Below are 13,071 nucleotides of genomic sequence, written 5' to 3' on the forward strand. Positions count from 1 at the left end.
ATGTAAAAATATAAACCTAGTGTTCTTCGCATGCCAGGCTCAAATATACGATGGTTAACATCATAAAAATGAAGGCTTGTAAGGGTAACACTAAAATATGGAATACTGACCAGGCGAAGTGCAGTGGTAACTGAAGATAGCCTATAGTCGCGATTAGTATAAATATCAGTTCACTGGCATAAAGATTACCAAACAAACGTAACGATAGTGATAATGGTCTAGCTAACAAAGTCACTGTTTCGATCACGAAATTAAAAGGAATAAATGCCCAGTGGTTGAGTGGCTGCATCGTTAGTTCTTTAGTAAAACCTTTTATCCCTTTGATCTTAAGAGAATAAAATATAATGAGTATGAATACACCGATTGACAGCGCAAACGTAGTGTTGATATCAGTAGTGGGTACAATTTTCATGTACACGTCTTTCGGGTCCATACCAAAACCGTACTGACCAATCATACCGGCAATCCATGGGAATAAATCAACAGGTAGTAAGTCCGTTAAGTTCATTAGTAAAACCCAAACGAAAATTGTTAGTGCTAAGGGCGCAATTAATTTACTCGAACCGTGAAAGGAACTTTTCACACTGTCATCGACAAACTCTACCACCATTTCAACAAAAGCCTGAGTCTTTGTTGGCACTCCCGTTGTTGCTTTCTTACCTACTCGCCAAAACAAAAATAGAAAAGAAATACCGATGAACGCGGACCAACCAATTGTATCTATGTGCCAAACCCAAAAGCCAACGTCTTCACACGCTTTGTTGAAAACGATCCCTTCGTCGGTTGAACACATCCTAGCATTGGTCAAATGGTGATTAATGTAGTCTTGCGTTGTTTCGTAATAAGCCATTGCTTAACCTGCTTTGTATAATTTAAAAATATTTACATTAATTAAGTGCGTTGTCTTTAAGACTTTCGACTTAACCAGACCATGGCGAACCATTGACTTAACATTGCGACCACATAAGCACCAAATACAGGAAACGGTGCTGTATTTAGTTGAGAAAATGCAATAGCAAAAAATACGGTTGTTAGAACCAATTTAATTTTTAAACCTTGGTTAAAACTTTGTGCGACAATTCTACTTTTTGTCGCACCAGCGTATCGGAATGTCCAATACGCGAAAAAACTATGCGGTATTATAAATGTGATAGAACCAATAACGACCGCTACCGTGTGGTCTGGGTTGACGCAAAAAACAATCACTATTAACACTAATGAAGTTATAAATTGCGCAATAATTCCTTTTTTAGCTAATTGTTGCCCTTTATCGGCCAAATTCACAAGTACCGTTCCATCTTAAAATACATACCCACTCAAAGGCGCGAGAAGTATACTGATATAACAGAGGAATTCAACTACTTCGCAAATTTTTCACTATACTGGTGCAGTTTCTGCAAAAGAATAAATAATGTAAATTCACAAGCAAGAAAAACCGATCTATTCATCAGGTTTTACCGATCTTTAACTGCCATTTTCTCTAAAATACCGTCTAGTTGTTCTAAATCACTAAAGTTAATAACTAGCTTACCCTTGCCTTTACGGTTATGCGCTATTTGCACATGCGTACCAAAATTTTCTGATAATGAGGTTTCTAAGCGTTTAACGTCTGGGTCAACTATGGGGTCTTTACTGGGTGTTTCAGGTGTCGGATTGTCAATATCTGATTGCGTTTTTTTCACCAGATTCTCAGTTTCTCGCACTGTTAATCCTTTATCAGCAACAAGTTTAGCAATCTCTGATTGCACATCGCCTTCAAGTGCTAACAGTGCGCGCGCGTGACCCATATCAATATCGCCATACTCAAGTAAACGCTTGACGTCATCTCGTAAACTGTTCAAACGCAATAAATTAGTCACTGTCGTACGAGACTTACCCACGGCATCGGCAACTTGCTGATGAGTTAAGTTAAACTCGATCATAAGTCGGTCTAGCGCCTGAGCTTCTTCCATCGCATTGAGGTCTTCACGCTGAATATTTTCAATCAATGCAATTGCCACAGCCGCATCGTCAGCAACGTCTTTAATTAAACACGGGATAACGTCTAATTTAGCTAACTGTGCTGCACGCCATCTGCGCTCACCGGCAATAATTTCATATTTGTCAGTGTTAATTTGACGCACAACAATAGGCTGAATAATACCTTGTGAGCGGATCGAAGCGGCGAGTTCTTCAAGCGCTTCGGATGACATATCTTTTCTAGGTTGGTATTTACCCGGCTGCATAAACTCAATGGGAATATGTTTTAGTTCATTTTGTTCACCGGACGCATTTTCTGCGGCTTGTCGTTGTTTGTCGGCATGACTGCGACTAGTTGCAAGTAATGCGTCTAAGCCCCTACCTAAGCCTTTATTTTTTGGTGACATCCTAACCTCTGATATTTCTTAATGAGCTATTTTTAAACTTCTCACTATTTATTATTTTTAATAATATATTTTTCAATGACAGTAAGCGCTTACTTACTAAAATAAATATTAAGTAACACGTCGACGTAGTATCTCACCTGCTAGCGCTAAGTAAGCTTTAGCGCCAGTTGATGATTTGTCATAGTACATTGCTGGCGTTCCGAAACTTGGTGCTTCTGCCAACCTAACATTGCGTGGAATAACGGTACGATACACTTGATCGCCAAAATGACGTTTTAACTGTTCTGATACATCATTCGCTAATCTATTTCGGGGGTCATACATGGTTCTTAAAACGCCCTCAATTTTTAAATTTGGATTAACCACTGAAGCTAACTTATGAATAGTGTCCATCAATGCCGTTAATCCTTCCAGAGCATAATATTCACATTGCATAGGTACAAGTACTGAATCCGAGGCGGCCATTGCGTTTACGGTAAGTTGATTTAACGACGGTGGACAATCTATAAAAATATAATCGTAATCATGCTGTACGCTCTCAAGTGCTCTGCGCAACCGTAATTCACGTGCAAATACTTCCATTAATTTAATTTCGGCAGCAGTGACATCAGAATTACCTGCAATCAGATCGTATTTTCCAGCTGTATTTTTAATAATAACTTCTTTGGCGGGCACATCTTCAATGAGCAATTCATAACATGTATTTTCAACGTCGTACTTGTCGACGCCACTACCCATAGTGGCATTACCCTGTGGATCGAGATCAATCAGCAATACCCGACGCTTTGTCGCTGCCATTGACGCAGCAACGTTAACCGCAGTCGTTGTTTTACCAACACCACCTTTTTGATTCGCGATAGAGATGACTTTCGCCACAATGTATTCCGTTTGTTATGAGTTGAAGACCACTGTGATTTCGTCACATTTCATTTTTTGACAGTTGTTACGTACCACTTTTAACTAAAAATCTATTTCAATAACCGATAAGCAACACAGTAGGCTACTTGGTTTTTTTCACTTTAATTAAATGCCGTTCACCCTGAAAATTTGGCACACCAAGGTTGATACAATCTACCACTTTAAAGCCTGTAGGAATTTCGTCAAGTTCAAGTTGGTTAACTTGACCTTTTAATGCTAAAAATGTTCCATTTTCATCGGTTAAATATTGGCACCAATGCAGCATATCTCTGAGTGATGCAAAAGCTCTGCTCAGCACGCCATCAAGTGGTTTTTCCAATTTAAGGTCTTCAACTCGGGTTTGAATAGCAGTTACATTGCTTATTTTTAGCTCGTACAAACTTTGCCTAATAAAACGAACGCGCTTACCTAAACTATCAATCAGCAGAAATGTTTTATCTGGATTCATGATAGCTAACGGAATGCCTGGTAGTCCAGCCCCAGTGCCAATGTCAGCAAAATGAGTACCTTGTAAATGAGGTGAAACAACAATTGAATCAAATATATGTTTGATAAGCATGTCGTGCGGGTCTCTGACTGAGGTTAAATTGTAGGCTTTATTCCACTTATTAATTAATAAAACAAACTCTATGAGCTGTTTCTTTTGCAGTGTTGAAACAACAAAATCTAAATCCGCCACCATCTTATCAAATGAATCTGACAGTACATCAAACGCGGCAGAGTTATGTTTGTTTGTAATCATTAGGCCGTTTGTTTCTCAGCTTTATATAACATATTGTGTTTCTTTAAATATACCACTAACAGCGAAATTGCAGCGGGTGTAATACCTGAAATACGCGATGCTTTTCCAATGGTTTCTGGTCGAGCATCACTTAATTTAGCAACGACCTCATTTGATAAACCTGAAATTTGCGAAAAGTTAAAGTCAATTGGCAATAGTGAATTTTCATGGCGCAATGATTTTGCAACTTCATCTTTCTGACGCTCTATATAACCCGCGTATTTTATTTGAATTTCAACCTGTTCTGCTGCTTTGGGATCACTAATACTTGGCCCCAAACTTTCGATACTGGTTAGTTTGGCATAGGTCATTTCAGGACGTCTTATTAACTCCTCGAGAGAATGCTCACGGCTAATAGGCGTTTTTAACATGCCATTGAGTTGCTCTAACGACTCATGTTTAGTATGTATCCATTGTGATTTTAGTCTTTGCTTTTCAAGCTCAACACTGTTCATTTTTTGCTGGAAATATGCCCATTGTTCATCTCCAACAAGACCAATTTCCCTGCCTTTTTCAGTCAGGCGAACATCAGCATTATCTTCTCTAAGTAACAACCGGTACTCCGCTCGGCTGGTAAACATACGATAAGGTTCTTTGGTGCCCATTGTGGCCAGGTCATCAATTAACACACCCATATAGGCCTCATCGCGACGCAATTCAAAACCGTCTTTTCCTTGGCACTGCAATGCGGCATTTGCGCCCGCTACTAAACCTTGTGCTCCAGCCTCTTCATAGCCAGTTGTACCGTTAATCTGACCCGCGAAAAATAATCCACCAATAAATTTAGTTTCAAGTGTTTGCTTTAAATCACGTGGATCAAAAAAATCATACTCTATGGCATAACCAGGGCGAATAATGTGTGCATTTTCAAACCCATTAATTGAGCGAACTAACGCCATTTGAATATCAAAAGGTAAACTCGTTGATATTCCATTTGGATATACTTCAACGCTGGTCAATCCTTCAGGCTCAACAAATATCTGATGTGATGTTTTATCTGCAAAACGAACTACTTTATCCTCAATTGACGGACAATATCTTGGTCCTACACCTTCAATAACGCCCGTATACATAGGCGATCTGTCTAAGCCAGAACGCACAATATCATGGGTTTTTTCATTGGTGTGAGTTATGTAACAAGGAATTTGACGAGGATGATCCTCTGCTTTACCCGTAAATGAAAATACAGGAAGCGGTGTATCGCCTGGCTGTGCCTGCATTTTTGAATAATCAAGCGTACGCGTATCTAAGCGAGCAGGGGTCCCTGTTTTAAGTCTGCCAACTCTAAATGGCAAGGCACGAAGTCTTACTGCTAGTGCATTCGATGGAGGGTCGCCAGCTCTTCCACCTTTGTAATTTTCCATGCCAATGTGAATAGTACCACCGAGAAAAGTACCGACGGTGATCACCACTGTTTTTGCTCTAAATTTCAAACCCATTTGTGTAACTACGCCAACAACACAATCATTCTCTACGATAAGATCATCACATGATTGTTGAAATAGAGTTAAGTTGGGTTGGTTTTCAAGTACCTGACGAACCGCCATACGATACAAGCTTCTATCAGCTTGTGCACGGGTTGCTCGCACTGCAGGTCCTTTGCTTGAATTTAATGTTCGAAACTGGATACCTGCTTTATCGGTTGCTTTTGCCATAACGCCACCAAGGGCATCGATTTCTTTGACTAAATGTCCCTTGCCAATACCACCTATGGCAGGATTACATGACATTTGTCCAAGCGTTTCAATACTGTGAGTAAGCAATAAGGTATTTACGCCCATGCGAGCCGCGGCTGTTGCAGCCTCAGTTCCAGCATGACCACCACCGACAACAATGACATCAAAATCTTGTTGGTAAAACATGTGCAATTGCCTCAATTAAAATCACGGTAAAACAAACAGCTTAGTTAGTGTTAGTACCCAATCAATTTATTGATCTGGTTATATTATATCTAACGCTAAAAAAAATATTTAAAACAACCCGAAAAAACGGGGTTCACATGGTATACGAGTTTAACCTTATTTGGAATCCTTATGATTCGAACACAAGTTGAAGTTGGGTTCATTTTTTATAAGATAGATTGAGTGTGAATTGAATTACCTATGCTAAACAATAGTTGAAAATTAAAAGTAGTCTAGTTAGATGCTTAAACATTTTTGTATGTTTTTAGCCTCAATTTATTGATTTTTTGCTTAGTAAAAAAAAAGGCTAAAATTGGCTTTGCGTTTTGCTTAATAAAAACAAAGATCTTAGATATATAGTTTATTATTATTATTATTAGGCAAGCACTTTTCTGTTTATAAGTGTTTATTTAAATTAAAAATCAATAAGTTAGAACACTTCAAACCCTGTGATCAAGAGGGTGTAGGTTGGGTATATGCTATGTATAACTAGCCCTTTTATCCACAAGCAGAATATCCGTTAAAATTGTCCAGTGAATGATCATAACTTTTGTACAACTTAGGATCGATCTTATCCACAATACTGAAGAACAGGTGTAAATATTGTGTATAACTTGTATATGAAATTAGAAAATAATGAGTTGTACTCATCGTCAGTGTCCTAGATCAATGCTTCTTATGGAATACGTAGATTGTTTTATTGATGTTTAGGTACTTATGCACAATAATTTACTTGCTTACAAAGTAATGAAAAACCTTACCTTCAAATAAAGTAAAAAAATAAGGTAAAGCAGGTCAATATATGGGTCCCCGTAATTCATGTTTTTTCGATTTTACAAGTAACATTAACGCTTATATAACCATTTTCAGTAGTTGAAATTATCATTATGAACATAGGAATCATTTCTATTTTGGTACTAAAACATAGTTAATAAAGGTACTAATGGTTAATATAGAACCGTTAAATTTTTTAAGGTAGTCATTTTTTTTGACTGTTTATAGCTAAAAAACGGAATGCTGCTTGTAAAATGATGCCAATGTCATCATTAAAGTCAGCTCTGTAGGCACAAATAATAAAGAAAGTGATACTAAAGACAACAGAACTTCAGGTTGGTTTATGGATTTTGTTGCGATGAGTTAGTATTTACAGGAAAAAAATAGGGTAGCGGATAATATTAGCTAAGGGGTATTAACGCTAAATTTAGTAAGGATGATGAGCAACCCTGCTATGTTCTCACCATTGAGCTGAACTAGCGTACTTGATTAGGCTGGTATTGATTGCCACTGGTTGGTTCTGCATAGTCAGGAACGACTTGCTTACGTCTGCTAGGGCCTTGGAAACGCACTTTATAAGTATCATACTCTTTAATTGATTCAAAACAGTATCGACCTAAGGCAGTTTCAAGGTCTTTTAAATTATGGTTGGTAATAAGAATACAGTTTTTATTATCAATAAGGCGTTGTCGCAATAAACTACCTAGCCAGCTTTGTGTGGTTTTTTTAAGCATTGTTTCATTGACGCAAACTTCATCTAATATTAGCAAATCAACTTCTTGTAGTTGTTTGTTTATTTGACGGAATTTTTCTGGAGCACTGTCGGCAGATTGGAAATCGTAAGACGAGAATCGCATTTCTAACAGTGTTTGTAATTGACGGTACATCACGGTAGTTTCGTACTGGTCTATTAACTGATGAGCGATGGCCCCTGCAATATGTGATTTACCACGACCATAGTCACCGTAAAAAATCATCATATGAGCGCCACTGTTGCGCCAGCTTGCATCGGCATGAGCTGCAATAAATGATTTTGCTATATTGATAGCTTCAACAACATCTTGTGCGTCTTCAATTAAATTGTGAAAAGTCCACTTTGGGTCTAGCTCTGATTTACCGTGTATCTTTTGTACGCGCTGAAGTCGAGTCTCTTGTTGTAATTTTTGAACATCTTGGTTGGCTAAACGATCAAATTCTTGACGACGTTCTTTATAGTTAAATTGAGCTTCAGGTTCGGGATCTTTTCCCAAAGACTTGGCCAATTCATTAATCCTATCGTTTAGACTTTTCATGATTTCCCGCTGTATTTTTCAATTAGTTGTTTAACGTTGTCATCTATTTCAATACCTGCCTGTGGTGTTATCCACTGGTGGCCTACTTTGGTTTGTTCTTTATTAACAGGCAGTCGTTGACGGCGCTGCTTTATATTTAACACAAATTTTTGTGTCCACTGATAATCAGTAAATTGTTTTTCAGGATAACCTAACCAATAAGCAATGTATTCACCCAGTTCATCAGCAGAATAACCTTTATCAATAACGCCGACAAGCTGGCAAAGTTGCTCGAATAAATCAGCATCTGGTCGCCAGTTGATATTCATTTTAATAAAACTCTGGTGTTTGTCTGTGCTGATGTCAAAAAGGTCTTTACTAATACTTAATGGCAAATGAATTACTTGATTATTCAAACTGCGTTTGTAAGATTGCTCGTGATTAATCCTAATTAGCCCAACGCTGTCTAATTCTTTAAGTAATGAATTAACTTGTCGTCCTAAAGTCACCACTTCTTCCTTACCATTCAAAAAATCCATAATATCTTTATAAGAAAGTGTAACATTACCTTTCATGGATTTACTTTTGGATACTAAATAAACACTATAGAGTGCTCTAGCATGATTGCTCATGGATAATTGAAGGGCGTCTAATTCTAAGCTATTCATGCTAATGACTATTCACCTATTACTTTATCTAATTGTGCAACAAACCATTCGACTGCAACTTCCTCAGGAATAGGGTGGTGCAGTACATCTATATGCAGGGGTTCACTTAGCAAAGTTACACCTTTTTCAACAAGTAAGGTTTCCATTTTCATTGCAGCGCCGCAATAAGTATCGTAACTGCTATCGCCAAGTCCAATAATCATGGCATTAAAACCGGTTAAATCATGCTGTTGAAGCGCCTTAGCATAAGGGGCAATATTGTCAGGCAAATCACCCGCGCCATGCGTAGAAGTACATATCAATAATACATGGTCTTTATTCAACGTAGACACGCTAGGTTCAAAGTGACATTCACCTGTATGACCAATTTCAATAATGCTAACCAATATTGCTTCTGCGACATATTCCGAAGCGCCTAGTACAGAACCTACCATGATATCGAAGTGCATGTAATTACCTTAAATGATGAATGCTATTGTAATTTAATATTTGTATTGGAAATCGATAACCTGAAACAATATATTGTTGATATTAAGCAGTGTTGTAAATACCTCAACCAAAAACGACCAGATATTGAGTGAGTGTATTTATATGACAAAGGTTATTTACCAATGCAAAAGGATGAAAATATTTTACCTAATAAATCATCTGAACTAAATTCACCGGTGATTTCATTTAAATACTGTTGTGCTATACGTAACTCTTCAGCAAGTAATTCCCCTGCCATATTATCTTCAAGTTGTGATTTGCCCAGTTTTATATGCTCATCAGCTTGTTGTAATGCGATAATATGACGTTGCCGTGCGATGACTTGGTCTTCTCCCGCTTGCTCAAAGCCCATACACTGCTTTAAATGGTCTCTGAGCTCATTTATACCGTGTTGTTGCTTTGCTGAAATACGTAATACAGGGTAAGTAGCACTTGTTGATAGACCAATCGTCTCACCGCTTTCATCACATTTATTACGAATAACGGTGATGTTTGGATTAGCGGGCAGGCGAGCGTAAAATTCTGGCCATATAGCGCTGGGTTGGTCTGCTTTTTCCTCGTTGCTGTCTACCATAAATAAAATACGGTCGGCCTTCTCAATTTCAGTCCAAGCTCTCTCTATACCAATTTTTTCGACTTCATCGGTGCTTTCGCGCAGCCCAGCGGTGTCGATAATATGCAATGGCATTCCATCAATATGAATATGTTCCTTTAGTACATCACGAGTAGTACCCGCGATGTGAGTTACGATCGCAGATTCTTTACCTGAAAGTGCATTGAGTAAACTCGACTTACCTGCATTGGGTCTACCTACAATGACCACAGACATGCCGTCGCGGATTAAGCTACCTTGTTTGGCTTGATGTTTAATGCTGTCGAGCTGTTTACAGATTTTAAGTAAGTCACCTTGAATTTTGCCGTCTCCCAAAAAATCGATTTCTTCTTCGGGGAAGTCAATCGCTGCCTCAACATACATACGGAGGTAAATAACTTGTTCAACCAAGGTATTAATTTGCTGAGAAAATTCACCTTGAAGCGAACGAAGTGCACTTTTGGCCGCTTGTTTTGAGGTTGCGTCGATAAGGTCGGCAATAGCTTCAGCTTGAGTTAAATCTAATTTATCGTTTAAAAAGGCTTGTTCACTAAATTCACCTGGTCGAGCTAAGCGGATATCCGAGATGGCAACACAAGCGTCGAGTAATAATTCCATTACAACTTGACCGCCATGGCCTTGTAGTTCCAACACATCTTCCCCTGTAAAAGAATGTGGAGCCTTAAAATACAAAGCGATGCCTTGGTCAATGACATTATTATGTTGGTCTTTAAATGGTAAATATCTAGCCTGACGCAGTGGAGGGCATTGACCCAATAAACGCAGCGCAACGTCTTGTGCTTTAGGTCCAGACACACGCACAATACCAACACCACCGCGTCCGGGCGCGGTGGCTTGTGCAACAATGGTTTCTTTATTTAATGACATGTTTAATCAATAGCCTGTTTTTGCTAATAACGGTTAACTAATTTCTTAGTATCGGAAGTTATTAAATTGCAATGGTTGACCCAAGTCTTCTTGTTTTAACAGTGCCATGACGTCTTGCAGATCGTCACGCTTTTTGCCGGTAACACGAAGTTGTTCGCCCTGAATAGTGGCTTGTACTTTTAGTTTTTTATCTTTAATTAGTTTAACTATTTTCTTTGCTAACGGTTGGTCAATACCTTGTTTAAATCCAATAGTTTGGCGATGAGTCCGGCCAGTATGACTGCTATCATTACGGTCCATAGACGATGTTTTGATTCCACGTTTTACTAACGCATTACGAAGTATATCCATCATTTGCTTAAGTTGGAAATCATCCTGAGCACTCATGATGACGGTTGAATCTTTGAATTCAAATGAAGCTTCGACGTTTCTGAAATCAAAGCGAGTGGTTAATTCGCGGCTTGCATTTTCAGTCGCATTCTTGACTTCTTCTTCGTTCAATTCAGAAACAATATCAAATGTAGGCATGGGCTTTCTCTCTAAAGTTATTTTGCGCTTAGCTTGTGTCAGTTATGTTAGTGGCTTTAGTGTAGCTTGTAACCACTGCGGTGTTTAGTAATTCTGAAATGTCGTAGACAAAAAAGCCCGCAATTAGCAGGCTTTTTAAAAAAAGATAATTAAAACTGTATATCAGTCTTACTATTTTACGTCTGTTTGCCCTTTACTACTAATGCCTCTTTTTTCCATTGATGCATAGATAATTTTCGCTTGAACAAGAGTAATAACATTACTCACTAACCAGTACAAGACCAACCCAGCAGGGAAGAAGAAGAAGAAAATACTCATTGCAACAGGCATATATGTCATTATTTTTTGTTGTAACGGATCAGTGATAGTCATGGGCTGTAAACGTTGCAACAAGAACATGCTCGCACCAGTTAAAATAGGTAATACATAATATGGATCAGCAACTGATAGGTCAGTTATCCAGAATATGAAATCGGCGTGACGTAATTCAACACTTTCGAGCAACACCCAGTATAAGGCTAAAAATATCGGCATTTGTAGAAGTAGAGGAAAACAACCGCCCATAGGGTTTACTTTTTCTTTCTTATACATTTCCATCATGGCCTGAGACAGCTTTTGGCGATCATCTCCAAAACGCTCTTTTAACTGCGCCATTTTAGGTTGCAAGTTACGCATTTTAGCCATTGATTCATATTGCTTTTTGGTTAGCCAGTACATGGCACCCTTAACAACAATAGTGACACAAATAATAGCTAAGCCCCAATTGATCACGATACTCTGTATCCACATTAGTAATGAAAATAGAGGTTGCGAAATCATAAATAAGAATCCGTAATCTACGGTTAGGTCCAGTCCAGGAGCAAGAGCTGCTAAAACGCTCTGTGTTTTAGGTCCCATATATAGTTGGCTTGAAATCGTACTTTCACCGTTAACTGCAATGGTTACAGGTTGTCCTGTATATCCGATAATCGCAAAATTACTATTAACAATTCTACTGGTAATAGTATTGGTCTGTTCTTGTGGTGGTACCCATGCAGTGACAAAATAATGCTCAATCATACCGGTCCATCCGCCAATGGTAACGACATTTAGTTTATCGTCTTGAAAATCACCAAAAGGAAATTTGTCATATTTGTCGTCTTTTGTAGAGTAAGCACCACCGCGATAAATAGGCATAAACATGCTGCCACCAGGCTGATCTAAGGTGGTTTGCTTGAGCTGTGCGAATTGCGCCATTATTGCAGGGGCATTTGTATTGTTTTTGATGTCATAATTGACCTCAACAACATGGTGATCGCGTTTGAACACAAAGGTTTTAGTGACACTAAGTCCTTCTGCTGATGACCACGTTAATGGAACGCTTAAGGTATCACCTTCCAATATAAAGTCATTCTTTGAGGTGCTGTATAAAGGACGGCCTTTTGGATTTGCATCAGGGCCTGACTTACCAACTAAGCCACTTTGTGCAATATGCAGTCGCTCAATATCGGGCTTGAGTAATTGATAGGAATCATTTTCGCCTTGGGTTATTGGATATTTAACTAGGTCAGCACGCACTACGTCACCACCGACTAAATCGATTGTAAGGTCGAGTGTGTCGGTCATGATTGTAATATAACGGTCACGGTTAGTTTCCAAAGCGCTAATTTGCGGCACGATGGAATCACTTACCGGGATGTCGTTAGCGATGTTATTGCCGATGGAGGGTATCGACGAGGGTGTCGGTATTTCTCCATTGGCTGACGAAACACTCGGCACACCTTGGCTGGCACTAGTTTGTTGAACAGGGGGTGTTATTGGCTGTGGGCCATAAGCGTCCCTATACTCAACCCATAATAGATAACTGACTAATAATAAGCCAATAACCAAGAGACTTCTTTGGGATTCCATATTTT

At 38.7% G+C, this 13,071-nt stretch carries 12 protein-coding genes; all 12 read right to left on the reverse strand.

All coding sequences use genetic code 11. The features are described 5' to 3' along the window. Positions 1-16 precede the first annotated feature (16 nt). The 12 genes from atpB to yidC all read right to left on the reverse strand — a co-directional run bounded on the left by atpB (position 17) and on the right by yidC (position 13,066). On the reverse strand, positions 17-850 hold the full coding sequence (gene atpB / locus G399_RS0109800) for a F0F1 ATP synthase subunit A (RefSeq protein ID WP_006013956.1): 834 nt from the start codon (positions 848-850) through the stop codon (positions 17-19). Between the two features lie 56 nt (positions 851-906). Continuing rightward, positions 907-1,284: an ATP synthase subunit I gene (locus G399_RS20495; RefSeq protein ID WP_006013954.1), complete on the reverse strand. Its 378-nt coding sequence runs from the start codon at positions 1,282-1,284 to the stop codon at positions 907-909. Between the two features lie 170 nt (positions 1,285-1,454). Beyond that, positions 1,455-2,366 carry a ParB/RepB/Spo0J family partition protein gene (locus G399_RS0109810; RefSeq protein WP_006013952.1) on the reverse strand — a complete coding sequence of 304 codons (912 nt, stop codon included), beginning with the start codon at positions 2,364-2,366 and terminating at the stop codon, positions 1,455-1,457. Positions 2,367-2,474: 108 nt separating this feature from the next. Next, positions 2,475-3,242 (reverse strand): ParA family protein, encoded by a 768-nt coding sequence (locus tag G399_RS0109815; protein ID WP_006013951.1) that lies wholly within the window; start codon positions 3,240-3,242, stop codon positions 2,475-2,477. Between the two features lie 124 nt (positions 3,243-3,366). Next, complete coding sequence (gene rsmG, locus G399_RS0109820; RefSeq protein ID WP_006013950.1) at positions 3,367-4,026, reverse strand: 16S rRNA (guanine(527)-N(7))-methyltransferase RsmG; 660 nt, start codon at positions 4,024-4,026, stop codon at positions 3,367-3,369. After that, positions 4,026-5,927: a tRNA uridine-5-carboxymethylaminomethyl(34) synthesis enzyme MnmG gene (gene mnmG, locus G399_RS0109825; RefSeq protein ID WP_006013949.1), complete on the reverse strand. Its 1,902-nt coding sequence runs from the start codon at positions 5,925-5,927 to the stop codon at positions 4,026-4,028. Before mnmG ends, rsmG begins: the two co-directional genes overlap by 1 nt. A 1,289-nt stretch (positions 5,928-7,216) precedes the next feature. Continuing rightward, entirely contained in the window at positions 7,217-8,032 is an 816-nt protein-coding gene (locus tag G399_RS0109830; RefSeq protein ID WP_026843623.1) for a DnaA ATPase domain-containing protein, read from the reverse strand. Beyond that, on the reverse strand, positions 8,029-8,679 hold the full coding sequence (locus G399_RS0109835; RefSeq protein WP_006007924.1) for a DnaT-like ssDNA-binding domain-containing protein: 651 nt from the start codon (positions 8,677-8,679) through the stop codon (positions 8,029-8,031). The genes G399_RS0109830 and G399_RS0109835 overlap by 4 nt, the downstream gene beginning before the upstream one ends. Before the next feature lie 8 nt (positions 8,680-8,687). Next, entirely contained in the window at positions 8,688-9,128 is a 441-nt protein-coding gene (locus tag G399_RS0109840) for a flavodoxin domain-containing protein (protein ID WP_006007922.1), read from the reverse strand. 152 nt (positions 9,129-9,280) lie between these two features. Continuing rightward, positions 9,281-10,648: a tRNA uridine-5-carboxymethylaminomethyl(34) synthesis GTPase MnmE gene (gene mnmE, locus G399_RS0109845; RefSeq protein WP_006007920.1), complete on the reverse strand. Its 1,368-nt coding sequence runs from the start codon at positions 10,646-10,648 to the stop codon at positions 9,281-9,283. A 45-nt stretch (positions 10,649-10,693) separates the two neighbouring features. Then, a complete protein-coding gene (locus G399_RS0109850) occupies positions 10,694-11,176 on the reverse strand; it encodes a YajQ family cyclic di-GMP-binding protein (protein WP_006007918.1) in 483 nt (160 codons plus the stop codon). Positions 11,177-11,347: 171 nt separating this feature from the next. Beyond that, entirely contained in the window at positions 11,348-13,066 is a 1,719-nt protein-coding gene (gene yidC / locus G399_RS0109855; protein ID WP_026843624.1) for a membrane protein insertase YidC, read from the reverse strand. Positions 13,067-13,071 lie beyond the last annotated feature (5 nt).

The sequence above is a fragment of the Brumicola pallidula DSM 14239 = ACAM 615 genome (genome assembly GCF_000428905.1).
Taxonomy (GTDB): Bacteria; Pseudomonadota; Gammaproteobacteria; order Enterobacterales; family Alteromonadaceae; genus Glaciecola; species Glaciecola pallidula.

Bases quoted from the DNA above. Each gene is read 5' to 3' on its own strand.
- G399_RS0109850 (WP_006007918.1), bottom strand. From the start codon at position 11,176: ATGCCTACATTTGATATTGTTTCTGAATTGAACGAAGAAGAAGTCAAG.
- rsmG (WP_006013950.1), bottom strand. From the start codon at position 4,026: ATGATTACAAACAAACATAACTCTGCCGCGTTTGATGTACTGTCAGAT.
- G399_RS0109835 (WP_006007924.1), bottom strand. From the start codon at position 8,679: ATGAATAGCTTAGAATTAGACGCCCTTCAATTATCCATGAGCAATCAT.
- G399_RS0109840 (WP_006007922.1), bottom strand. From the start codon at position 9,128: ATGCACTTCGATATCATGGTAGGTTCTGTACTAGGCGCTTCGGAATAT.
- yidC (WP_026843624.1), bottom strand. From the start codon at position 13,066: ATGGAATCCCAAAGAAGTCTCTTGGTTATTGGCTTATTATTAGTCAGT.
- G399_RS0109830 (WP_026843623.1), bottom strand. From the start codon at position 8,032: ATGAAAAGTCTAAACGATAGGATTAATGAATTGGCCAAGTCTTTGGGA.
- mnmE (WP_006007920.1), bottom strand. From the start codon at position 10,648: ATGTCATTAAATAAAGAAACCATTGTTGCACAAGCCACCGCGCCCGGA.
- mnmG (WP_006013949.1), bottom strand. From the start codon at position 5,927: ATGTTTTACCAACAAGATTTTGATGTCATTGTTGTCGGTGGTGGTCAT.
- G399_RS0109810 (WP_006013952.1), bottom strand. From the start codon at position 2,366: ATGTCACCAAAAAATAAAGGCTTAGGTAGGGGCTTAGACGCATTACTT.
- atpB (WP_006013956.1), bottom strand. From the start codon at position 850: ATGGCTTATTACGAAACAACGCAAGACTACATTAATCACCATTTGACC.